The sequence below is a fragment of the Actinomadura sp. 3N508 genome (assembly GCF_044326375.1).
GTDB lineage: Bacteria > Actinomycetota > Actinomycetes > Streptosporangiales > Streptosporangiaceae > Spirillospora.
On record NZ_JBIRAX010000002.1, the window covers coordinates 284,052 to 304,609 of the forward strand.

A 20,558-nucleotide genomic window follows, 5' to 3' on the forward strand; every position below is an offset into this window, starting at 1 on the left:
CCCGGCTCGTCACCTGTGACGTCCGGTCCGGGCGCCGGAGGATCCGCTGTCTCTTACGGATCGCCGTCCCTCACGGGATCAGGCTCGCTCCTACGGGATCAGGCTCGCCGGGTCGACGAAGGTGTAGCCGAGATCCCGGATGCCGGTCACGATCTCCGCGAGCGGGCCCGTCCCGAAGTACGGGTGGTAGAAGGTGCTCGCGAAGCCGTCGCGGACCACGAGGTTGTACCGGGCCGCGCGGACGATGTCGGCGGGCAGCCGCCCCGCGTTGTTGTTCTGCGCCTCGGGCTCGTAGTTCCCGAGGTTCTCCGGCAGGACGGTCGCGCCGCCGATGTCGCGGACCGGGTACGGGAAGTACTGGCCGATGTAGCGCTGCCCGTCGATCGGGGCGCCGGAGAGCTGGCCCGCGAAGTACAGGCTGCGCTCCAGCCGGGCGGCGTAGGACTGCTTGACGGCCTCGTAGGTGGGGGCGGAGCCCGCGTAGTGCGGGGTCGTCCAGATGGTGGGCGCGGGCAGCCCGGCCGGCTCGTAGAGGGCCTTGCCCGTGGTGATCCGCTGGGACGCCCAGGCGACGGAGTCCTCGGCGACGGGGCCGTCGAGGACGACGGAGTTCGTCGCGTTGATGTGCGCGCGGAAGAACTCGAAGTCGTCGCCGGTCACCCCGGTGTAGGGGTTCTGGATGTTCTGGTACTGGTGGGTGTAGCCGTGCGCGACGATCCGCCCGCCGTTGGCGACCATGTACTTCAGCGCGTCGACGACCTGCGGCCGCTGCGCCAGCGTGATGGTCTCCGGGACGCCGTCGTTGTAGACGCCGTTGGGGTCGGTGTAGACGGGGATCACCTGGAACGCGTACGGGATGTTCTGCGCGGCCAGGTACTGGGCGGCGGCCATCAGGTCGGCGGGGTCGCTCGCCGGGCTGATGTCCTCCAGGCGCAGGAGCGCGCGGTGCCGGGTGGGAGTGTCCGGCGCGAGCGCGTCGAAGAGCAGGTCGTGCCAGGCGATGAGCCGGTCGGTCTCGTTGGTGTAGGTGTAGGGGATCTCGCCGAGGTAGGTCAGGTTCGACGACTTGATCGCCCACGGGAAGGTCGTCGCCGGCGTCGTGCTGGTGTCATGGGCGGTCGCGAGGGTGGTCACCACGGCCGGGTCGGTGATGGCGGGACGCAGGATGCCGCCGTCGCCGCCCGCCGGGATGGTGCGGGTGAGCGGCTCGTTCTTGTACTCCACCTGGGTCACGTTGCCGACCGGCTCGAAGGACGAGCGGGTCGGGTCCCAGCCGTACTTGCGGGTGAAGGCGGGCACGCCGATCTTGCCGGCCAGCGTCCAGATGTTGTCGTTCATCCACACGACGGGCTTGGCGGTGGCGGCCACGTCGGCGTAGAAGGCGTCCGGGATGGCGTCGGGGACCGTCCCGCCGTAGTAGGTCGAGCCGATGTAGATCGTGGCGGTGTGCTGCTCGGTCTCCCCGGCGGCGTACTGCTGGACGGGCTTGGCCGTGACCGCGCCGAAGTGGCCCGCCAGGTTCGCGGTGGCCATCCCGTACAGCTCGCCGAGGAACCCGTACGGGCCGGCCGTGTCGTAGAGCACCAGAGCCGAGGCGTCGGCGGCCTTCCGCGGCCGCGTCACGGAAGGCGGCCTGAGCTTGCCCCCCTTGAGCGGACGGATCGCCGGCGGTTTCTGCTTGCGGAGCCGGTCGGCCGTCCGCTGGGCCTTGGCCCACTCCTTCAGTTTCAGCGCGGACGCCGGTTGCCCGAGTGACTGCGGCCCGGCGTGCCGCACGCCCGGCCCGGTAGCGGCGGTGTGGCCGCGCCGGGCGGCCTGATCACCCTGGCCGGCCTGGGCGGTCGCCGTCCCGGGCACGGCCAGCGCGGCCACCACCGCGAGCAGGACCGCGCCTTTTCGGCTGCGCCATTTCATGGTCATGGAACTGCCTCCACGTCCCTTAATGAAGAGTGAAAAACTCCGCGCCCCGGCCTCAAAGTCGTGGCACCGCCCGGCTATTCGACGTGGCGTTGGCACGATCCGGCCGTTCCGCGGCTTTTCCATCTTCTCGACTTTGACAGGACTTTACTTCGGGGTACCGTTCGCGAGGAACACTTGACGAGTTCCAGGGTGGAACAGCACGGAGGAGCCCCGCATCCGTCGAAGGGGAGCTACGGAGAACGCGGCCCTTCCGCTCGCAGGCATGCGCGGAAACGGGGGTATATGGCGGTGTACATAAAGTCTTCGATCGGCGTCCTGCTCGCCTTCACGGGCATCATGGCGGCACCGGATCAGACACCTGTCATGCAGGTGGCGCGAATATTCCTGCAGATAACCGGCATCGGCTTCGGGTTATATTGCGTGGCCGCTTTCGGCCTTTTCCTGGCCGGTGTGCGGATCCGCGCGGCGGCCGGTGTAAGGGCCCGGCGCGGCAGGGAATGGCCATGATCGGCCAGTTCGCGGTGGCCGGCAGCCTGGCCATCATCGTGTTGGCGGTCTCGTACAACAGCGGAATGTTCGTGCTGTCGCGGCGCCGGACACCACATCCGCGCGAGACGGGAAGGGAGCGAACCTATGTCTTCATGCTCGCGTGCCTGAACGAGGAAAAAGTGCTCGGCGAAAGCCTGGCACGCCTCACCGGGCTCCCGCTGGACGATTTCATGGTGCTCGTCGTGGACGACGCGTCCGATGATGGAACGGAACAAATCGTCGCCGCCGCGGCGGCGTCCGCACCGGGCCGAATCCACCTCCACCGGCGGGAATTTCCGGATGCCCGCAAAGGAAAAGGCGCGGCGCTCAACGCCGGGCTGGAATGGCTGACCGAAACCGACGTCCTGGACGGCCGCGACCCGCACGACGTCATCATTTGCGTGGTGGACGCCGACGGCCGCCTCGACCATCACGCGGCGGAACAGGTCGATCCGTTCTTCAACGATCCCGGCGTCGGTGCCGTCCAGGTGGGCGTGCGCATGTACAACCGCCACAATCGTCTTCTCGCCCGGCTGCAGGACATGGAATTCGTCGTCTACGGGGAGATATTCCAGAACGCCCGGCGGCATCTCGGCAGCGTCGGGATGGGCGGCAACGGCCAGTTCATGCGGCTCGCCGCGCTGCGCTCGCTGCCCGGCAGGCCGTGGAGCGACTGCCTCACCGAAGACCTCGACCTCGGCGTCCGGCTGATCGCGGCCGGGTGGACGAACGCCTACTGCGGGACGGCCGCCGTCCACCAGCAGGCGGTGCTCACGCTCGGGCGGCTGCTCAGGCAGCGGTCCCGCTGGTTCCAGGGGCACATCCAGGCCTCCCGCCTGGCGCCGCTGATCCTGCACAAGATCGCGCCACGGCCGGCGGCGGACCTGCTGTACCACCTGTCGAGCCCGGCGCTGCTGCTGCTCACCTCGCTGCTGCCGATCTCGTTCGCGCTGATGCTCGGCGACACGGCCGTCTCCTCGATCCGCACCGGGCACAGCGCCCTGTCGCTGTGGTGGCTGCCCTGGTTCTACGTGATGACCTTCGGCCTCGCGGCCGCCTACGCGTTCGTCTACCGCAAGCGTGAGCCGGTGAGTCGGCCGTACTCGCTGCTGCTCGGGCACCTCTACGTGATCTACGGCTACGTCTGGTTCGTCTCCGGCTGGTGGGCGCTCGGCCGCGTCCTCACCGGCAGGCACACCTGGTTCAAGACCGCACGGACGTGACGCACCGACCCACCTGACCGACCCGGCCGAACACCCGCCCCGTCGCAAGCCCACCCCGACCTCCGCCGCGCGGGCGGCCTCGTCGTCGCACCTGGCCGCCGCGCGATCCGACATGCCTGCGAGGAGCAGATACATGGCTGTTCTCCCTCAGCGTGATCCCGCCCGGAACCGGTCGGGGGGCGCCCTGACCGAGCCCCCGATCCGGGCCATGATCGTGCTCGGCACCCGGCCCGAGGCGATCAAGCTGGCGCCGGTGGTCCGGGCGATGGACGCCTCCCCGCTCTGCGAGCCGCTCGTGGTGAGCAGCGGTCAGCACCGGGAGATGCTCGCGCCGATGCTGGCGGCCCTGGACGTCAAGGCGCACGCCGACCTCGCCGTGATGCGGGACCGGCAGCGGCTGTCCGGGCTCACCGGGCGGCTCGTCACCGCGCTCGACGCCGTCCTGCGCGCCGACCGCCCCGACGTGGTGCTCGTCCAGGGCGACACGACCACCGCGCTGTGCGGTGCGCTCGCCGCGTCCTACGAGCAGATCCCCGTCGCGCACGTCGAGGCCGGGCTGCGGACCGGCGACCTGTACAACCCCTTCCCCGAGGAACTGAACCGCCGGCTGATCGCCCGCATCGCCCGCTGGCACTTCGCGCCGACCGAGCGCGCCGCGGAGCACCTGCGCGCCGAGGGGATCGCGGGGCCGGACGTCCGCACGACCGGCAACACCGTCATCGACAACCTCCACTGGATGCTCCGCCAGGGCGGGGGCGAGGCGGCGTTCCGGACCACCGGCAAGCGGATCCTCGTGACGCTGCACCGCCGCGAGAACCAGGGCGGCGGGATGCGCGGGCTCGCGGGGGCGGTCCGCCGGCTCGCCGACCGGGGCGACTGCGAGGTGCTGCTGCCGCTGCACAAGAGCCCGGCGGTGCGCGAGGCCCTGCTCCCGGGCCTGTCCGGGCATCCCGGCATCACGATCTGCGAGCCGCTCGGCTACCCCGACTTCACCGCGACGCTGGCCGCGTGCGATCTCGTCCTCACCGACTCGGGCGGCGTCCAGGAGGAGGCGCCGAGCCTGGGCAAGCCGGTGCTGGTCCTGCGGACGACCACCGAGCGTCCCGAGGCGATCGAGGCCGGGGTGGCGCGGCTCGTCGGGACCGACCCCGGCGAGGTCTACGCGGCGGCGTCCCTGCTGCTGGACGACCCCGCCGAACGCGACCGGATGACCCGCGCGGTCAACCCGTTCGGCGACGGCCGCGCCGCCGAGCGGATCATGGACGCGCTGCTCCGCGACTGCCTCCGTCCCGACGCCCTGCGCCGCAGGGCACGGGACTGAGCAGTGCCGCATGATGGCAGCCATGTCGCTCTCCGCCACTCCCCGAGCCTTCCGATGGTCACCGGCGTTAGCCCTGGCCGCCCTGCTCACCGTCGCCGCCGTGACCGCCGTGCTCGACCGCGGCGGGGACCGGTTCGTCCGGTGGCGGGACGGCAGCGTCCACCACTCCTGGCGGGCGGTGTTCGACGGCCACGGCGTCAACGGCTCCCGCGGCGGGGTGATCTCGCTGCGGCCGAAACCGGCCACCGACCCGGCGGAGACGCACGCGGGCCTCGTCGTCTCCGAGACCCGGTACGGGCGCATGACCTACCGGCTGCGCGCCCGCACCGTCGCCCAGCTGCGCGACCGGGCCCCCAACCCCTGGGAGGCGGCGTGGGTCGTCTGGGCCTACTCCGACGAGCACCACTTCTACTACTTCATCCTGAAGCCCACGGGCTGGGAGCTGGGCAAACGCGATCCCGCCTACCGGGGAGGCCAGCGGTTCCTCGCCACCGGCGACCGCGCGTTCACCATCGGCCGGTGGAACCGGGTCAGCGTCGTCCATGACGGCGCCGCCATGACCGTCCGGGTGGACGGGCGGCCCGTGACCTCGTTCACCGACACGGAACGCCCGTACACGTCGGGGTCCGTCGGCCTCTACACCGAGGACGCGGAGGTCGAGTTCCGCGACATCTCCGTCCAGCCTCGCGGCTGAAGCGCTACGCCTCGCCGCGGAGGGCGCGCAGGACGGCGGCCTCCGCGGCGGCGTCGCGCAGCTCGGCGGGCCCATCGGTGAGCGCGCTGAGCGCGACGCCCGCCGCGTCGTGCGGCTCGGGCCACAGCGCGGCGTTCAGCACGATGGTGAACCAGTTCCGCAGGTTGCCGGTGTTCTGCTCGCCGGCGTCCATCTCGACGGGAGCGACCGATTCGTCGGGTGGCCCGGCGGCCCGGCGCGCCTGCCACAGCCAGGACCGGACGTGCGTGCCGAGCTCGGACTCGGGCGAGACGGTGACCGGCTCGCCGCGCCCGGCCGCGGCGACCGCCTCCGCCAGGCCGGGCGTGCCGTCCAGGCCGAGGACGGAGGCCAGCCGCATCGTCTCGCCCGCGACGACCGCACGGAGCACGTCCGGCGAGGCGGCCTGGATCGCCGCGACCATGGCCGGATCGGTGGGGCTGTAGGACTCCTTGGGCGGCGCGTCGCTGAACCAGGGGGCGATCTCGGCGGAGGTCAGCTGCCCGGCCAGCGCGTCCGGATGCGGGACGGCACCGGTGATCAGGCCCGCGAGCAGCAGCGCCGGGACGTAGGCGCTCGGCACGGAGCCATCGTCGTCGTACCCGCCGTCCTCGGCTTCGGCGCCTTCGTCGTCATCGGCGTCGAGGGCCAGATCCAGGTCCAGGCCCACCGCGCGCATCTGCCCGAGCAGCCGGTCGGGCTCGCTCCCCCATCGGACGTCGGGCCAGCTCGGGTCGAATCCGGTGACGAGCGTGCCGTCGACGGCGTGCCGGAAGGCGTGGTCGGCGTAGTCGTGCCGCATGACCGCCACCGCCTCGGTGCCCCGCGACAGCGCCGCCAGCGGCTCCTCCAGCGACCCCCGGACACCGCTGGGCTCGATCAGCACCGTCCAGTCGCCGAGGTTCAGCGCGAACGCGTAACGCGTGTAGGCGGCCTCGAACGACAGGAGCGCCTTGTCGGCCTCCTCCAGGGCGCGGGGGCGCAGCGTGTCCGGCAGGCCGCCCAGGCGGGTCAGCGCCTCGGTCTCGTCGACCCCTTTGACGAAGGTGAGGCAGAAGATCTCGCCGAGCGGGCCGTCGCCGTCGCCGTCGATCCAGTCGACGCCGTCGTGCGTCACCTTGAGCATGCTTTCTCCGGGAGGGTCGTCGTTGGCATGGCCCGTCGATGATGGCAGCGTCCTGTGACAAAGGGCAGTGAATCCGCCGGACACTGGCAGCCGATGCACAGCCGGGAGCGGGGCAGGCTTACCGTGTACGGGTAGCGAGTTCGCCGGGAGGACGATCCATCCATGACCCTACGGACCGGCGCCGGCGAGATGGCCGAGCAGCCGCGCGTCCCGCTGAGCCGCAGGCGGGTGCTGCGCGGGGCCGTTGCGCTCGCCGACCGTGACGGCCTCGGCTCGCTCACCATGCGCCGCCTCGCGCAGGAGGTCGGGGTCGAGGCGATGTCGCTGTACCACCACGTCGCCAACAAGGAGGCGGTCTTCGACGGCATCGTCGAGGTGCTCCTCGACGAGATCTCGGCGGCGGTGGAGAGCGTCGAGGCGCCGCCTCCGGAGCAGGACTGGCGGGCCGCGCTGCGCGCGCGGATCCTCGCCGCCCGGGACGTCTTCCTGCGCCACCCCTGGGCCCCGCAGGTCCTCGAAAGCCGCACCACCACGAGCCCGCTGGTCATCGCCTACTACGACCATGTCGTCGGGGTGCTGCGGGCGGGCGGGTTCTCCTACGACCTGGCCCATCGGGCACTGCACGTCCTGGGCAGCCGCGCCCTGGGTTTCACGCAGGAGCTCTTCACTCCCGACGCTCCCCAGCCCGCTGGAGCCGAGAAGGCCGATGACGGGTCCGCCGCCATGGCCGAGATGGCCGACCGGTTCCCCAACCTCGCCGGGATGGTGGCGGCGTCCGGCCACGACGATCCGGACGGCACCCTCGGCTTCTGCGACGACCAGTTCGAGTTCGAGTTCGCGCTCGACCTGATCCTCGAAGGCCTGGAACGCCGCCGCGCCGCCGCCCAGTAGCACCGCCGCCGCCCAGTAGCACCGCCGCCCCTCGCTGAGCCCGTTCTTCCCGGCACCCCTTGACTCCCTTACGGCGTACGATAGCCTTACGGTGTATGAGAACCTTACGCCGTACGACGGATGGGACGGCCCGCCGGCGGCCAGCCGAAAGGAACAGCGCATGAAAGCCTGGAGCTGGGACCGCTACGGCCCGCCCGACGTGCTGGCTCTCAAGGACCTCGACGCACCCCGCATCGCACCCGGCGAGGTGCTCGTGCGGGTGCGGGCGGCGTCCGTCAACCCCTACGACTGGCGCCATGTGGGGGCCGACCCGAAGCTGGTCCGGCTGAGCATCGGCCTGCGGCGGCCGAAGCCGGGGCTGGTCCCCGGCGCCGACCTCGCCGGGGTGGTCGAGCGGGTGGGCGACGGCGTGACCGGCCTCCAGGCCGGCGACGAGGTGTTCGGGGAGGTCCGGCTGGGCTCGTTCGCCGAGCTGGTCGCCGTCCCGCAGGACAGGCTCGCCATCAAGCCCGCCGGCCTCACCTTCGAGCAGGCGGCGTCGGTGTCGATGGCCGCCCACACCGCGCTGCAGGGCCTGCGGGACGTGGGGAGGATCGCCGCCGGGCAGCGGGTCCTCGTCAACGGGGCCTCCGGCGGCATCGGGACGTTCGCCGTCCAGCTCGCCAAGTCGTTCGGGGCCGAGGTCACCGGCGTGTGCAGCACCCGCAACGTCGAACTCGTCCGCTCCCTCGGCGCGGACGACACCGTCGACTACACCCGCGAGGACTTCACCGAACGGACGGGCCGCTACGACCTGCTCGTCGACATCGTCGGCGACCGCTCGCTCGCCCGGCTGCGCCGCCCGCTGACGCCTCGCGGGACGCTCGTGATCGTGGGCGGCATCCGCTCGGGCCGGGGCGGGCTGCTCGGCCCGGCCGCCCAGGTGATCCGCGGGACCATGGCCAACCCCTTCGTCCGCCAGCGCATCGGCACCGTCCAATGGAAGCCCAATTCGACCGACCTCCGCCTCCTGGCCGACCTCATGGAGAAGGGCGAGGTCACGCCGGTCATCGACCGGACGTATCCGTTCGACCAGATCCCCGATGCGCTGCGCTATATCGAGAAGGGCCACGCACGAGGAAAAGTGGCCATCACTTTCTGACCACGAGAAAGGCGCCCCTCGATCGGCTCAAGGGGCGCCTTCGCATTGGGTCTTGCAAGGTCAGGAACTGACGGCCTTCTTGTAGAGGCGGGTCGCCAGCGGGACGAAGACGAGCAGTATGACGGCGATCCAGATGAGCGATGCCGGAACGGCGTGCTGGATGGGCCAGGCGTCCGAGGTCTTCATCGCGGTGCTGGTGTTCCCGAACAGTTCCCGTGCCGCCTGGGTGAAGGCGGAGACGGGGTTCCAGTCGGCGACGACGCGGAGCGGCGTGGGCAGCTTGGCGCTGTCGATGAACGCGTTGGACACGAACATCAGCGGGAAGGAGACCATGGTCGCGATGTTGTTGAAGTTCTCCGGGGTGCGCAGGGCCAGCGCGACGGTCGCGGTGAACCAGGAGAACGCGTAGGCGAAGAGCAGCAGCAGCGCGAACCCGAGGACGGCCTCGAACGGCGAGGTGTGCACCCGCCAGCCGACGGCCAGGCCCATCCCCGCCATGACGACGAGGCTCGCCAGGTTCATGATCAGGTCGCTGACGGTCTGCCCGATCAGCACCGCGGACGGGGCCATGGGCAGCGAGCGGAACCGGTCGAAGATGCCCTTCTGCAAATCAAGGGTCAGCGTATAGCCGGTGGTCTGCGCACCGATGATCACGGCCTGGACGAAGATGCCCGGAAGCAGGAACTCCTTGTACGACATTCCCGGGACGTCGATGACGCTGCCGAAGACGTAGGCGAACAGCAGGATGAGCACGATCGGGAGCATGAGGGCGCCGCTGAGCAGGTCCGGCTGCCGCCTGATCTTCAGGGTGTTGCGCTTGGCGATCGTCCAGCCGTCGACGACGGGCATGGTGAGGGCGTTCATCGGGTGGGCTCCTCGGCCTGGTGGGGGTCGGCGCCGGGCGTCCGGTGCCCGGTCAGGGTGAGGTAGACGTCGTCGAGGGTGGGGCGGCGCAGGCCGGCGTCCCGCACCCGGACCCCGGCGTCGGCGAGCCCGCCGAGGACCCGGTGCAGCGCCTCGGCGCCCTCCGAGACCGGGACGGTGAGCTGCAGCGATTCCGGCACGGTCCGGATGGCGCCGACGGCGACCCAGGCGAGCGTGTCCCGGGCGGTGTCCAGGTCGGCGGGGTCGGTCACGGTCAGCTCGATGCGGTTGCCGCCGACCTGGTCCTTGAGCTCGTCGGCGGTGCCGCGGGCGATGGCGCGGCCGTGGTCGACCACCAGGATCTGGTCGGCGAGCTGGTCGGCCTCCTCCATGTACTGGGTGGTCAGCAGCAGCGTGCTGCCGCCCGCGACGAGTTCGGAGATGGTGTCCCACAGCGCGGCGCGGGCCCGGGGGTCAAGGCCGGTGGTGGGCTCGTCCAGGAACAGCACCGGCGGGTCGGCGACGAGCGCGCCCGCGAGGTCGATGCGGCGGCGCATGCCACCGGAGTAACCCTTCACCGGACGGTCCGCGGCGTCGGCAAGATCGAAGCGTTCGAGCAGCTCGCGGGCGCGGGCTTTGCTGCGCTTGGCGCCCAGGTGGTAGAGGCGCCCGACCATTTCCAGGTTCTCGGCGCCGGTGAGGTGCTCGTCGACGGCGGCGTACTGGCCGGACAGCCCGATCTTCGCGCGCAGCCGCCGGGCGTCGCCGACAACGTCGTGCCCGGCGACGACGGCGCGCCCGCCGTCCGGCCGCAGCAGTGTGGTCAGCACCCTTACCGTTGTGGTCTTCCCCGCGCCGTTCGGGCCGAGGAGGGCGAGCACCGTCCCTTGCCGGACGGAGAAGCTCAGCTCGTCCAGCGCGGTCACCTCGCCATATCTCTTGACCAGACCTTCGGCCGTGATCGCGTCATTCATGAGGGGTCTCCTTTTGCAAGTTCAAGGGGGGAGGGGTCGGGTCAGGACCGGTGGACGTCGATGTCGCCCCAATTGGTGTGCGCGTGCACCTCGACGACCGCGTCGGTGGTCTCGGGGCCGTCCGCGGCGGTCAGCGTGTTGCGCACCACGCCGTTCTTGGAACGGAGGTCCAGCAGCGCGGCCGTGCCTTCGGGAATGCCGATCCCGACCCGCCCGTGCCCGCCGTCCACCTGGACGCTCCCGCGCACCGCCGCACCGACCCGGATCCGGCCGTGCGCGGAGGTGAGAACGAGCCCGCCCAGCGCGCGGTCGACGGTGATGTCCCCGGTGCCGGTCTTCAGCCGCAGGTCACCGGTCACCTCGCCGATGGTGATGAGGCCGGTGGAGTTCTTCACCGTGCCGGGCCCGGCGACCGAGCCGAGCCGGATCGCCGCGACGGAACCGGTCACCTCGGCAGACCCGGTCACCCGGTCGACGGAGATCTCGCCGACCGACGACTTGACCTCCAGCGCGCCGGTCTCCTCCAGCCGGACGTCGCCGTTCGAGCTGTGCATGACCGTCCGGCCGAGCGCCCCGGTGGCGACGAAGCCGGCCATGCCGCCCGCGGCGACCCCGGCCTCGACGCCGGACCCGGTCGGCAGCTCGATGGTCACGTCGATGGAACCGCGCCAGGACCGCAGGTACCCGAGCCCCTTGGGCCGGGGGCCGCCGACCCGCAGCCGCCCGCCGGAGAACTCGACGACCGTGCGCTCGGCGTCCTGCACGCACGCCTCGTTGGCCGGATCGCTCGGGCGGACCTCGACCACGGTGTCGGCGCGGTCGGTGGCGTGGATGCGGACCTGGCCGACGAAGACGTCGATGTCGGCGATGATCGGTTCGGGAGTGTCGAAAGTTGGCATGGCGGAGCCCTCCTCATGGGTCCGGTGGAGCTTCCCGGCCGGGGGCCGGGCGACGAGTGATGGGGTCGAGCGGGTGCGGCTAGCGCACCCAGCCGGTGTAGTTGCGCCCGCTCTGGGGCTGTTGCCGCGGGGCGGCGGGACGGTTCCCGCCGCCGGTCTCGAACGCGGCGGACACGGCACGGACCAGCCAGGCGTTGACCGAGATGCCCTGCCGTCCGGCGGCCTCCTCCACGCGCACCTTGAGGTGCTCGGGCAGCCGCAGGGTCATCCGCGCGGTCCCGCCCTCCTCACCGGCGGGCGGGGGCGGTGTCGGCCCGGCGTCCCACGAGATATCCGGCTCACCGCCGGCCGTGCTCACCGGTGCCGGGGCCGGTTCGGGCGGCGTCACGACGAACGCCGGATCGCCGCCGCGCAGCCGCACGTCGACCGACCCCGGCGCGAGCTCGCTGGTGATCTCGTCCGCCGCGGCCGACAGCGCCTCCAGCAGCGCGAGCCGGGTGGCCGACTCCAGCACCCCGGTGAGGCGCTCGGCCAGCGCCCGGGCGTCCGGCCCGCCCGCCTCGGCGGCGACGACGAGTTCGCGGCGGAGGTTCTCCACGTACGGCATCAAATCCATGCCCTCATCATGACGTCATAGCGACGTCATGTCAACCCCGAAATGACGTCATCCATGACGCACATGACGCCACCTATGACGCCATAGACAGCACACAACCCATCTGCTTACGATCTGTGATCGAAAGACTATGGAGAGTGACCAAAAAGGAGACGTGACAGTGAGGTCTTTCGGCAAGCGGAAGCTTCTCGCGGCACCCGTCCTCGCGCTGACCCTCGCGGGCGGCGCGCCCGCCACGGCCACCGCGCAGGAGACCAGCACGAAGGCCGCGGTGAACCTGACCAGGCTCGTCTGCTACGAGACCGAAGACTCCTCGGGAGGCGACGAGATCTATATCCGGATCAACGGCAAGAAGGTCTGGTCGATAGCGGACTCCATCAACTGCGACCACGACAAGCCGAACCACTACCCGATCAACCGGAAGGCGAAGACCGGGGACCAGGTCTCGCTGTACGACAAGGACGGCGACCTGCCGGGCGACTCCGACGACCACCTCGGCACCGACACCGTCGAGGGCAACCGGGGCAGCCTGGTCTTCAACCTGGACGAAGCCCTCTACACCATCGAATACGGCCCCGCGTAGCGGACCGGCTCAGCGCTGGACGGCGTCCTCCCGGAGACGCAGCCGAGGTTCGACCCGGGAGGCGTCGCCCTCCACGACCGCCGGCCCGGGAGGGACGACGGCGGTCAGGCGAGCCGGGCGAAGCCGCCGAACGCGCCGCCGTAGTAGAGCAGCGGTGATGTCCGGCGGTTCAGCGGCGCGCGCTGTGCCTCGGCGACGTGCGAGGCGGTCATGACGGCCGTCCTCCTTCCGCGACCGGCTCCGCATGGACCGGTTCCGCGTGCCGGCTCGGGCTCGGCGGGCGCGGGAGCCCGTAGTGCTCGCGCAGCGTGGTGCCGGTGTACTCCGTCCGGAACAGGCCCTTCGCCTGCAGCAGCGGGACGACGTGATCCACGAACGCCTCCAGCCCGGACGGCAGCACCGCCGGCATGACGTTGAACCCGTCGGCCGCCCCGGCGGTGAACCAGTGCTCGATCGTCGCGGCGATCTGCTCGGGCGTGCCGGTGAAGGTGCGGTGCCCGCGCCCGCCGCCCAGCCTGCCGATGAGCTGCCGGACCGTGAGGTTCTCCTCCCGGGCCAGCTTGACGATCAGCGTGTAGCGGCTCTTGGCGCCCTCGATCTCGTCCTCTGCGGGCAGGTCGGGCGGGAGGGGCGCGTCCAGCGGCAGCCGCTCGGGGGCCAGGCGCAGCGTCTTGGCCAGCTGCGCCCGCGCGTACTCGGGGATGATGAGCCGGTCGAGCTCCTCGTCGAGCGCCCGCGCCTCCCGTTCCGTGCTCCCGAGCACCGGGACGATCCCCGGCAGCACCTTGATCTGCTCGGGGTCGCGTCCGGCCGCGGCGCCGCGGCGCTTGACGTCGGCGTAGAACGCCTGCGCGTCGGCGAGGGTCTGCTGCGCGGTGAAGATCGCCTCGGCGTGGCGGGCGGCGAAGTCGCGGCCGTGCTCCGAGGAGCCCGCCTGGACGAGCAGCGGATGCCCCTGCGGGGAGCGCGCGGTGTTCAGCGGCCCGCGCACCCGGTAGTAGAGCCCGGAATGCTCGATCGGCCGGACCCGGTCCTGGACCGCCCAGGTGCCGGCGGCCTTGTCGCCGATGGCGGCGTCGTCCTGCCAGCTGTCCCACAGCCTGCGCGCGACCTCGACGAACTCGTCCGCGCGCGCGTAGCGGTCGCGGTGCGCGGGCAGGTCGTCGAGGCCGAAGTTGCGCGCGGCGTCCAGGGTCGCGGTGGTCACGATGTTCCAGCCGGCCCGGCCGCCGCTGATGTGGTCCAGCGAGGCGAACCTGCGGGCCAGGTTGTACGGGTCGTTGTAGGTGGTGGACGCCGTCGCGATGAGCCCGATGTGCGTGGTCGCGGTCGCCATCGCGGCCAGCAGGACGGTCGGCTCCAGGATGCTCGACGGGCGCCGTCCGACGTTCCCCATGACCGCGGGGCTGTCGGCGAAGAAGACCGAGTCCAGCAGGCCGCGCTCGGCGGTCCGGGCGAGCCGCGCGAAGTAGGTCGCGTCGTGGTTGACGAGCGGGTCGGCGCCGGGGAGCCGCCAGGCCGCCTCGTGGTGTCCGTTGCTCATCAAGAAGGCGTTGAGGTGCAGCCGTCGCGCGGTCATCGTCCGACCGCTCCTTCCTTGCCGGAGGGTTGCTCGTCGTCGTGGGGGCCGGCGATGCCGAGGTCGGCCAGGAGCCTGCTCCTGATCCGGGCGAACCGGGGGTCGGTCACCGTGCGCGGGGACGGCAGGTCGACGGCGAGGTCGGTGCGGATGACCCCCGCGTCGAGGACGAGCACCCGGTCGGCCAGCGTGATCGCCTCGTCGACGTCGTGCGTCACCAGCAGGACCGCCGGACGGTGCCGCTCGCACAGCCGCCGCAGCAGCGCGTGCATGCGGATGCGGGTGAGGGCGTCCAGGGCGCCGAACGGCTCGTCGGCGAGCAGGAGTTCGGGCTCGCCGACCAGGGAGCGCGCCAGCGAGGCGCGCTGCTGCTCGCCGCCGGACAGCTCGTGCGGCCAGGCGCACTCCCGCCCGCCGAGCCCCACCTCCCGCAGCGCGGCCAGGCCCCGCGCGCGGCCGTCGCGCGAGCGCAGCCCGAACGTGACGTTGGCGAGCAGCCGCTGCCAGGGCAGCAGCCGGGAGTCCTGGAAGACCATGGCGATCCGGCCGGGCTTGATCAGCGTGCCCGAGCCCGCCACCCCGTGGTCGAGCCCGGCGAGCGCGCGCAGCAGGGTGCTCTTGCCGGAGCCGCTGCGCCCGAGCAGCGCGACGAACTCGCCTTCGGCGATGGTGAGATCGACGCCGTCCAGCACCGGCTTTCCGGCGAAACCGCGCCTGAGCCCGGAGATCTGGACCGCGGGCCCGGTGCGCGGCGCGGCCAGGGTCAGTCGTCCAGCGTCAGCCGCCATGACAGCGCCCTCCTCTGCACCAGCCGGACCGTTCCATCGAGGAGCAGCCCGAGCGCCGCGTAGACGACCAGGCCGACGATGATCACGTCCGTCTGCCCGTAGGTCCCGGCGAGCGTCATCATGTAGCCGATCCCGCTGGTGGCGTTGACCTGCTCCACCACGACCAGGGAGAGCCAGGCCGACATGACGGCGAACCGCATGCCCAGCAGGAATCCGGGCAGCGCGCCCGGCAGCACGACCCGCCGCAGGAACTCCGGCCGTCCGGCGCGCAGCGTCTCGGCCAGCTCGACGTAGCGCTTGTCGATCGCACGCAGCCCGTTGTGGGTGTGCATGTAGATGGGGACCACCACCGCCAGCGCGATCGTGATGACCTTCATCTGCTCCCCGATGCCGAACCACAGGATCAGGAGCGGGAGCAGCGCGAGGTTGGGCACGGCCCGGTTGATCTGCATGGGCCCGTCGACCAGCCCCTCCCCCACCCTGCTCAGCCCGGCGACGATCGCCAGCACCAGGCCCGCCGCGACGCCGAGCCCCAGGCCGAGCAGCGCACGCCTCGCGGAGGTGACCAGGTGGTTCTGCAGCTCGCCCCCGGAGACCAGGTCTCCGGAGGTGGCGACGACCGTCCACGGCGCGGACAGCACCCGGGGGTCGATCCAGCCCAGGGCCGCCCCCGAACTCCAGCCCAGGAGCAGAAGAACCGGGCCGATGGCCAGCCCGAACGGGATCTTGTTCCCGGGCCCGAGCCGTTTGGCGCGCGGTGTGTCGCCGGACGGACGGCTTGCCACCGCGCTCGCGGCAGGAGCCGCGGCCGCTTCCGCCGGACGTTCCGTGCCGGTGTCGATGCTCATGATCCCTCCCCGGACGCGACCGCCGGCTCGCTGGACACGAACGCGGCCCCTCCGATGGGCTCGAACCGCAGGTCGTAGAGGTCCGCGCGGACGTCCACCTGCGGGTGCCCCTGCTCCTTGGCGAGCAGGTCGGCGACCTGCTGGTGCCGCTCGATGACCTCGTCCCAGGTCGCCGGGATCGCGATCCGCCCCTCCCGGCGGACGACGTATTGGGCGTCCACCGGGGACAGCCCCTCGTGCTCGACGTAGTAGCCCTTGGCCCATTCGCTCGGGTGCTCGTTGATCCACCGCGAGGCGCGGGCCCACAGCCCCACGTAGGCGCGGATCGCCGCGGCCTTGCCGGGGCTGCTGAGGCTCGTCTCCGCCACATACAGATCGGCCGGGTCGTCGCGGAGCCCGTGCGGGATGGTGGTCGCGCCGTCCCGCCCGAACTTGCTCAGGTACCTCTTGATGAGGACCCCGCCGAGGGGCGCGGCGTCCACCTGCTTGCCGGCCAGGGCGTTGACGTAGGCGTCGTCGGTGCTGGCCATTTCGACGAGGGTCACGTCGTTCTTCCGCAAACCCGTCTTCTTGAGCACCTGGAGCACCAGCGCGCCCTGCGCCTGCCCGGGGCTGTAGGCGATGCGCTTGCCGCGCAGGTCAGGCAGGTTCTTGATGTGCGCGCCGGGCGCGATGCCGAACTCGTAGATGGGATGCCTGATGGGGTCGTCGCGGACCGCCGCCGCGACGATGCGGACCTTGAGGCCCGTCCAGCGGGCGTGCAGCGGCGGGATGTCCGCGACGGCGCCCACGTCGAGCGCGCCGGCGCGGAAGGCCTGGGACGTCCTGGGCCCGCCGGAGATGTTCGCCCATTCGACCTCGAAGGGCAGGTCGTCGATCAGGCCGGACAGCTCCAGCGCCCGCTGCGTCTTCGGGTCGCCGACGACGAGCTTGGCGCCGTCGGGGACGCGCTTCGGGAGCGCGGCGGTCAGCGCGAGCCCGCCCTCGCCCGTGCGGTCCACACCGGAACCGCCGCAGGCCGTAGTGATCGCTAGCAGAGTCAGGGCCGCGCCGAACGCGAGGCCGGAAAGCCGTGAACGCATGGTCGCCTCCTGGGGGGAGTCGGACACCCAGCGGCGCGGCGAGGCACGGCTGTGCGACGGGGCGGGCCGCTGGGGGCCGGGGCGCCGCTCAGCTCGTCGGGGCGGCCCCGGCTCGGGGAGTTGGCCGGATGAGGGAAACTCCGCTAGCGACAGACCGCGCTGGCCACGCGGACCAGATCCACGTGCCGCCGGACGGTGAGGCGCGGCCCTCCAGACGTGTTCTGCATGCCGGTGGCCTCCTCCCGCCGTCGCGATTCCATGTAAATCCTACCTTTTAAGTAGGAATACCTCAAGAGCGGCGTGCCGCGTACAGGCCGGTCACCGGGGGAAGCCCGGCGATCTGCGCGTATCCGATGTTCAGCGGGACGGCGAGCGCCGCCGGCGTCGCTCCGGCGAGCACCTCGCGGGGCAGTGCCGACCGCGGGACGCCGCGCAGCCCTCCGGCCCAGCGCGGCGGATCAGCATCGGTCACGCGGCCCCCAGCCCTCACGACGCAGGACGCACAGCGGAGGTACCCGGCATCTCGCCACGAAATGACCATGAACGCACCAGGATCGATCACCGTGCCGTTCGGGCGGTCACACCTTTCCGGCGTCGATCGTGCGGCCCTGGGTCGTCTCGACGACCACGGACAGGCCGCCGGGGACGGTCCCGTGCAGGCGGTCCAGCAGGTCTTCGACGGGCGGCAGCCCGCCGGGCGTGCGGACGGAGACGTGGAACGTCCGGGATTCCGTCCGGACGCTCGTGACCGTGGCGCCGGGCTCGGCCTCCAGCCACGCGTCGGCGGCCCGTTCCACCCGATCCTCCCAGGCGGCGACCAGGTAGTTCGCCGCGGTGCTGAGGGTCAGCGGGACGAGGACGAGCAGCCCGAGCCCGGTGAGCGCCAGGACGACGCGGGCGCGCGTCCGGCCCCGGGGCGGCGCGTCCCGGTAGCCGAGGGCGGCGAAGACGAACGTCCCGGCCAGGACGAGGGACAGCAGGTTCGACAGGAACAGCACCAGCGCGCCGAGCGCGAGGACGAACGCCCCGTCCCCCAGGCACACGCCCGCGACGACCAGCGGCGGCACGAGCGAGATCGCGATCGCGACGCCGGGCAGGACGGCCGCGACGTCCCGGCGGGCGAGGGCGACGGCACCGGCCAGCCCCGTCGCGAGCGCGGCGATCAGGTCGGCCAGCCCAGGCGAGGTCCGGCCGGAGATCTGGGAGTTGGACAGCAGATCGTAGGACCGCGGGACGGCCAGCGACGCCACCAGCCCGACGGCGACGACCGCGGCGACACCGCCCAGCACGGACCGGCCCGCGCCGGTCCGCGACCGGGTGACCAGGCCGAGCGCCATGCCCATGATGGGCGTGGACAGCGGGGCGATGATCATGGCGCCGATGACCGTCGCGGTCGAGTCCGCCAGCACGCCCGCCGCGGCGATCACCGCCGACAGGACGAGCATCGTCCAGTACGCCGATCTGCTCGCGCCCGAGCGCAGGTCCAGCTCGGCGCCGAGCTCCTCCGTCGTCCGGCGCCGGGCCACCGGTACCAGCAGCTCCCGTACCCGCGTCAGCATGCGGTGAGGTCAGGCCGGAGCGGGTGTCACGGGGTGACGATGTCGAAGCCGCGGTCGACGTCGTCAAGCAGCCCGAACAGGGTGGTGAGCACGCGCGGGTCGCCGGCGGCCTGGATGTCGCCGAGGTCGTGGCCGGCGACCAGGCGGAGCAGTTGCGGCTTGGTCAGCGTCAGCGTGAGGTCGGCCGGGGTTCCGTCGTGGGCGCGGGTCTGGGCGAGGACGCCGTTGGCGAGGGTGAGCCTGACCTCGTCCTTGAGGTCGGTGAAGTTCCAGTCGATGGTCAGGCGGTGCTCCCAGGCGCGCGGGCCGTCGACGCGGATGGCGATGGAGTCGAAGACCTGCTCGACGCTGAGCGCCATCATGACGTCCGGGGACGTCGTGTCGAGGGACTCGGCGGGCTTGTCACCGCGCAGCTCGGCGGCGCCCTGGAGGTAGTAGCTGCGCCACGTCCCGTTCTCGCTGCCCTGCCCGAGCGCGTCGTAGACCTGGGCGAGAAGCTCGCGCGCCTCCATGTCGCCCGGTTCGGCGAACACGACGTAGTTGAGGACCTGGGCGGCCCAGCGCAGCTCGCCCGCCTCGAACGCCGCCCTCGCTTTGGGAAGGATGATCGCCGCACCGCCCATGAACTCGACGTGCCTCCTGGCCGACTCCTCGGGCGGCAGCTCCCACAGGTGCGCGGGATTGCCGTCGAACCACCCCATGTAGCGCTGGTAGATCGCCTTGACGTTGTGGGAGACCGAGCCGTAGTAGCCGCGCGCGTGCCACGCCCGCTCCAGCGCGGGCGGCAGCCGGATCATCTCGGCGATCTCGATGCCGGTGTGGCCCTGGTTGAGCATCCGCAGCGTCTGGTCGTGGAGGTAGGCGTACAGGTCCCGCTGCTCGTGCAGGAATCGGGTCAGCTCGCTGGTGCCCCAGGTGGGCCAGTGGTGCGAGGCGAACAGCACGTCCGACCGGTCGGCGAACATCTCGATCGCCTCGGTGAGGTACCGCGCCCACACCCGCGGGTCGCGGACCAGCGCGCCGCGCAGCGTCAGGATGTTGTGCAGGTTGTGGGTGGCGTTCTCGGCCATGCACAACGCCCGCTTGTCGGGAAAGTAGAAGTTCATCTCCGCGGGCGCCTCGGTGCCGGGTGTCAACTGGAAGACGATCCGGACGCCGTCGACCGTCTCCTCCTGGCCGGTCTCGGTGATGTACAGGGTCGGCTCGATCAGCGAAATGGTGCCGGTGGACGTGGTCGGCCCCAGCCCCGCACCGATCTGCCCGGTGGCGTTCCTGGGCAGTTCCGCCCCGTACATGAAGATGGCGCGCCGGTTCATCGCCGTCCCGGCGTAGACGTTCTCGGCGACGGCGTGCTCCAGGAACCCGGCCGGGGCGATGACGGGGATCTCGGCGCCGTCCGGCACCACTCCCCTGACGCCGCCGAAATGGTCGGCGTGCGAATGGCTGTAGATGACGGCGGTGACCGGCCGGTCGCCCCGGTGCTCCCGGTACAGCGCCAGCGCGGCCGCCGCGCATTCGGTGGAAAGCAGCGGGTCGACGACGATGACGCCGGTGTCGCCCTCGACGAACGAGACGTTGGACAGGTCGAATCCGCGGACCTGGTAGAGGCCGTCCGCCACCTGGTAGAGGCCGTGCCTGGCGGTGAGCTGCGACTGCCGCCACAGGCTCGGGTTCGCGGTGTCGGGGCACGGGCCGTCGAGGAAGGCGTAGGCGTCCAGGTCCCAGACGACGCGTCCGGACGCGTCCTTGATCTTCGCCTGCGACGCCGTGCCCACGAACCCCTTGTCCGCGTTCTCGAAATCGGTCCGATCCTCCATCGACGGCTTGGCGCCCACGGCAACTCCTCGGCGTGCGTTCGGGTAATACCGAAGCAATTCCCCACCGGGGCGGGCATCACGACCAGC

At 71.6% G+C, this 20,558-nt stretch carries 21 protein-coding genes; 7 read left to right on the forward strand and 14 right to left on the reverse strand.

Annotated elements, in window-relative coordinates:
* Positions 1-90 precede the first annotated feature (90 nt).
* Positions 91-1,920 (reverse strand): DUF2334 domain-containing protein, encoded by a 1,830-nt coding sequence (locus tag ACH34S_RS07605; protein WP_395951711.1) that lies wholly within the window; start codon positions 1,918-1,920, stop codon positions 91-93.
* A gap of 282 nt (positions 1,921-2,202) precedes the next feature.
* On the opposite strand from ACH34S_RS07605, the gene ACH34S_RS07610 reads away from it, so the two are divergent.
* From ACH34S_RS07610 to ACH34S_RS07625, 4 genes are all read left to right on the forward strand, one after another.
* Positions 2,203-2,427 (forward strand): hypothetical protein, encoded by a 225-nt coding sequence (locus ACH34S_RS07610; RefSeq protein ID WP_395951712.1) that lies wholly within the window; start codon positions 2,203-2,205, stop codon positions 2,425-2,427.
* On the forward strand, positions 2,424-3,671 hold the full coding sequence (locus ACH34S_RS07615) for a glycosyltransferase family 2 protein (protein ID WP_395951713.1): 1,248 nt from the start codon (positions 2,424-2,426) through the stop codon (positions 3,669-3,671). The genes ACH34S_RS07610 and ACH34S_RS07615 overlap by 4 nt, the downstream gene beginning before the upstream one ends.
* Before the next feature lie 133 nt (positions 3,672-3,804).
* The gene (wecB, locus tag ACH34S_RS07620; protein WP_395951714.1) at positions 3,805-4,992 is read left to right on the forward strand and encodes a non-hydrolyzing UDP-N-acetylglucosamine 2-epimerase; all 1,188 of its coding nucleotides are present in this window, start codon (positions 3,805-3,807) and stop codon (positions 4,990-4,992) included.
* Between the two features lie 22 nt (positions 4,993-5,014).
* On the forward strand, positions 5,015-5,686 hold the full coding sequence (locus ACH34S_RS07625; protein ID WP_395951715.1) for a family 16 glycoside hydrolase: 672 nt from the start codon (positions 5,015-5,017) through the stop codon (positions 5,684-5,686).
* A 4-nt stretch (positions 5,687-5,690) separates the two neighbouring features.
* On the opposite strand, the gene ACH34S_RS07630 is transcribed toward ACH34S_RS07625, so the two are convergent.
* Positions 5,691-6,830 carry a DUF6461 domain-containing protein gene (locus ACH34S_RS07630; protein ID WP_395951716.1) on the reverse strand — a complete coding sequence of 380 codons (1,140 nt, stop codon included), beginning with the start codon at positions 6,828-6,830 and terminating at the stop codon, positions 5,691-5,693.
* A 162-nt stretch (positions 6,831-6,992) separates the two neighbouring features.
* Between ACH34S_RS07630 and ACH34S_RS07635 the strand changes: the two genes are divergently transcribed.
* Together ACH34S_RS07635 and ACH34S_RS07640 are read left to right on the forward strand one after the other, a co-directional pair.
* A complete protein-coding gene (locus tag ACH34S_RS07635) occupies positions 6,993-7,721 on the forward strand; it encodes a TetR/AcrR family transcriptional regulator (RefSeq protein WP_395951717.1) in 729 nt (242 codons plus the stop codon).
* 160 nt (positions 7,722-7,881) lie between these two features.
* Positions 7,882-8,862: an NAD(P)-dependent alcohol dehydrogenase gene (locus tag ACH34S_RS07640; protein WP_395951718.1), complete on the forward strand. Its 981-nt coding sequence runs from the start codon at positions 7,882-7,884 to the stop codon at positions 8,860-8,862.
* Positions 8,863-8,922: 60 nt separating this feature from the next.
* Here the strand turns inward: ACH34S_RS07640 and ACH34S_RS07645 are convergent, their stop codons facing one another.
* From ACH34S_RS07645 to ACH34S_RS07660, 4 genes are all read right to left on the reverse strand, one after another.
* Positions 8,923-9,726 carry an ABC transporter permease gene (locus tag ACH34S_RS07645; protein WP_395951719.1) on the reverse strand — a complete coding sequence of 268 codons (804 nt, stop codon included), beginning with the start codon at positions 9,724-9,726 and terminating at the stop codon, positions 8,923-8,925.
* Positions 9,723-10,700, reverse strand: a complete 978-nt coding sequence (locus tag ACH34S_RS07650; RefSeq protein ID WP_395951720.1) for an ATP-binding cassette domain-containing protein — start codon at positions 10,698-10,700, stop codon at positions 9,723-9,725. The genes ACH34S_RS07645 and ACH34S_RS07650 overlap by 4 nt, the downstream gene beginning before the upstream one ends.
* A 41-nt stretch (positions 10,701-10,741) precedes the next feature.
* Positions 10,742-11,599 carry a DUF4097 family beta strand repeat-containing protein gene (locus tag ACH34S_RS07655; RefSeq protein ID WP_395951721.1) on the reverse strand — a complete coding sequence of 286 codons (858 nt, stop codon included), beginning with the start codon at positions 11,597-11,599 and terminating at the stop codon, positions 10,742-10,744.
* Positions 11,600-11,678: 79 nt separating this feature from the next.
* Positions 11,679-12,215: a toxin-antitoxin system HicB family antitoxin gene (locus tag ACH34S_RS07660; protein WP_395951722.1), complete on the reverse strand. Its 537-nt coding sequence runs from the start codon at positions 12,213-12,215 to the stop codon at positions 11,679-11,681.
* A 154-nt stretch (positions 12,216-12,369) separates the two neighbouring features.
* Between ACH34S_RS07660 and ACH34S_RS07665 the strand changes: the two genes are divergently transcribed.
* Complete coding sequence (locus ACH34S_RS07665) at positions 12,370-12,798, forward strand: hypothetical protein (protein ID WP_395951723.1); 429 nt, start codon at positions 12,370-12,372, stop codon at positions 12,796-12,798.
* Between the two features lie 208 nt (positions 12,799-13,006).
* Here the strand turns inward: ACH34S_RS07665 and ACH34S_RS07670 are convergent, their stop codons facing one another.
* The 8 genes from ACH34S_RS07670 to ACH34S_RS07705 all read right to left on the reverse strand — a co-directional run bounded on the left by ACH34S_RS07670 (position 13,007) and on the right by ACH34S_RS07705 (position 20,471).
* Positions 13,007-14,377: an LLM class flavin-dependent oxidoreductase gene (locus ACH34S_RS07670; RefSeq protein WP_395951724.1), complete on the reverse strand. Its 1,371-nt coding sequence runs from the start codon at positions 14,375-14,377 to the stop codon at positions 13,007-13,009.
* Positions 14,374-15,165 (reverse strand): ABC transporter ATP-binding protein, encoded by a 792-nt coding sequence (locus ACH34S_RS07675; protein ID WP_395951725.1) that lies wholly within the window; start codon positions 15,163-15,165, stop codon positions 14,374-14,376. Before ACH34S_RS07675 ends, ACH34S_RS07670 begins: the two co-directional genes overlap by 4 nt.
* Positions 15,141-16,013 carry an ABC transporter permease gene (locus tag ACH34S_RS07680; RefSeq protein ID WP_395951726.1) on the reverse strand — a complete coding sequence of 291 codons (873 nt, stop codon included), beginning with the start codon at positions 16,011-16,013 and terminating at the stop codon, positions 15,141-15,143. The genes ACH34S_RS07675 and ACH34S_RS07680 overlap by 25 nt, the downstream gene beginning before the upstream one ends.
* Positions 16,010-17,095 (reverse strand): ABC transporter substrate-binding protein, encoded by a 1,086-nt coding sequence (locus ACH34S_RS07685; RefSeq protein ID WP_395951727.1) that lies wholly within the window; start codon positions 17,093-17,095, stop codon positions 16,010-16,012. Before ACH34S_RS07685 ends, ACH34S_RS07680 begins: the two co-directional genes overlap by 4 nt.
* 143 nt (positions 17,096-17,238) lie before the next feature.
* Positions 17,239-17,355 carry a putative leader peptide gene (locus tag ACH34S_RS07690; protein WP_395951728.1) on the reverse strand — a complete coding sequence of 39 codons (117 nt, stop codon included), beginning with the start codon at positions 17,353-17,355 and terminating at the stop codon, positions 17,239-17,241.
* A gap of 29 nt (positions 17,356-17,384) precedes the next feature.
* Positions 17,385-17,567 (reverse strand): SulP family inorganic anion transporter, encoded by a 183-nt coding sequence (locus tag ACH34S_RS07695; protein WP_395951729.1) that lies wholly within the window; start codon positions 17,565-17,567, stop codon positions 17,385-17,387.
* Between the two features lie 106 nt (positions 17,568-17,673).
* The gene (locus tag ACH34S_RS07700) at positions 17,674-18,654 is read right to left on the reverse strand and encodes a DUF389 domain-containing protein (RefSeq protein ID WP_395951730.1); all 981 of its coding nucleotides are present in this window, start codon (positions 18,652-18,654) and stop codon (positions 17,674-17,676) included.
* Positions 18,655-18,680: 26 nt separating this feature from the next.
* Positions 18,681-20,471 carry an alkyl/aryl-sulfatase gene (locus tag ACH34S_RS07705; RefSeq protein ID WP_395952416.1) on the reverse strand — a complete coding sequence of 597 codons (1,791 nt, stop codon included), beginning with the start codon at positions 20,469-20,471 and terminating at the stop codon, positions 18,681-18,683.
* Positions 20,472-20,558 lie beyond the last annotated feature (87 nt).

What these genes read in the sequence shown, in the direction of transcription:
- ACH34S_RS07605 (WP_395951711.1), bottom strand. Translation starts at nt 1,920, where the DNA reads ATGACCATGAAATGGCGCAGCCGAAAAGGCGCGGTCCTGCTCGCGGTG.
- ACH34S_RS07625 (WP_395951715.1), top strand. Translation starts at nt 5,015, where the DNA reads ATGTCGCTCTCCGCCACTCCCCGAGCCTTCCGATGGTCACCGGCGTTA.
- ACH34S_RS07655 (WP_395951721.1), bottom strand. Translation starts at nt 11,599, where the DNA reads ATGCCAACTTTCGACACTCCCGAACCGATCATCGCCGACATCGACGTC.
- wecB (WP_395951714.1), top strand. Translation starts at nt 3,805, where the DNA reads ATGGCTGTTCTCCCTCAGCGTGATCCCGCCCGGAACCGGTCGGGGGGC.
- ACH34S_RS07645 (WP_395951719.1), bottom strand. Translation starts at nt 9,726, where the DNA reads ATGAACGCCCTCACCATGCCCGTCGTCGACGGCTGGACGATCGCCAAG.
- ACH34S_RS07705 (WP_395952416.1), bottom strand. Translation starts at nt 20,471, where the DNA reads ATGGAGGATCGGACCGATTTCGAGAACGCGGACAAGGGGTTCGTGGGC.
- ACH34S_RS07640 (WP_395951718.1), top strand. Translation starts at nt 7,882, where the DNA reads ATGAAAGCCTGGAGCTGGGACCGCTACGGCCCGCCCGACGTGCTGGCT.
- ACH34S_RS07630 (WP_395951716.1), bottom strand. Translation starts at nt 6,830, where the DNA reads ATGCTCAAGGTGACGCACGACGGCGTCGACTGGATCGACGGCGACGGC.
- ACH34S_RS07615 (WP_395951713.1), top strand. Translation starts at nt 2,424, where the DNA reads ATGATCGGCCAGTTCGCGGTGGCCGGCAGCCTGGCCATCATCGTGTTG.
- ACH34S_RS07670 (WP_395951724.1), bottom strand. Translation starts at nt 14,377, where the DNA reads ATGACCGCGCGACGGCTGCACCTCAACGCCTTCTTGATGAGCAACGGA.
- ACH34S_RS07675 (WP_395951725.1), bottom strand. Translation starts at nt 15,165, where the DNA reads ATGGCGGCTGACGCTGGACGACTGACCCTGGCCGCGCCGCGCACCGGG.
- ACH34S_RS07610 (WP_395951712.1), top strand. Translation starts at nt 2,203, where the DNA reads ATGGCGGTGTACATAAAGTCTTCGATCGGCGTCCTGCTCGCCTTCACG.
- ACH34S_RS07660 (WP_395951722.1), bottom strand. Translation starts at nt 12,215, where the DNA reads ATGGATTTGATGCCGTACGTGGAGAACCTCCGCCGCGAACTCGTCGTC.
- ACH34S_RS07700 (WP_395951730.1), bottom strand. Translation starts at nt 18,654, where the DNA reads ATGCTGACGCGGGTACGGGAGCTGCTGGTACCGGTGGCCCGGCGCCGG.
- ACH34S_RS07685 (WP_395951727.1), bottom strand. Translation starts at nt 17,095, where the DNA reads ATGCGTTCACGGCTTTCCGGCCTCGCGTTCGGCGCGGCCCTGACTCTG.
- ACH34S_RS07650 (WP_395951720.1), bottom strand. Translation starts at nt 10,700, where the DNA reads ATGAATGACGCGATCACGGCCGAAGGTCTGGTCAAGAGATATGGCGAG.
- ACH34S_RS07680 (WP_395951726.1), bottom strand. Translation starts at nt 16,013, where the DNA reads ATGAGCATCGACACCGGCACGGAACGTCCGGCGGAAGCGGCCGCGGCT.
- ACH34S_RS07635 (WP_395951717.1), top strand. Translation starts at nt 6,993, where the DNA reads ATGACCCTACGGACCGGCGCCGGCGAGATGGCCGAGCAGCCGCGCGTC.
- ACH34S_RS07690 (WP_395951728.1), bottom strand. Translation starts at nt 17,355, where the DNA reads ATGGAATCGCGACGGCGGGAGGAGGCCACCGGCATGCAGAACACGTCT.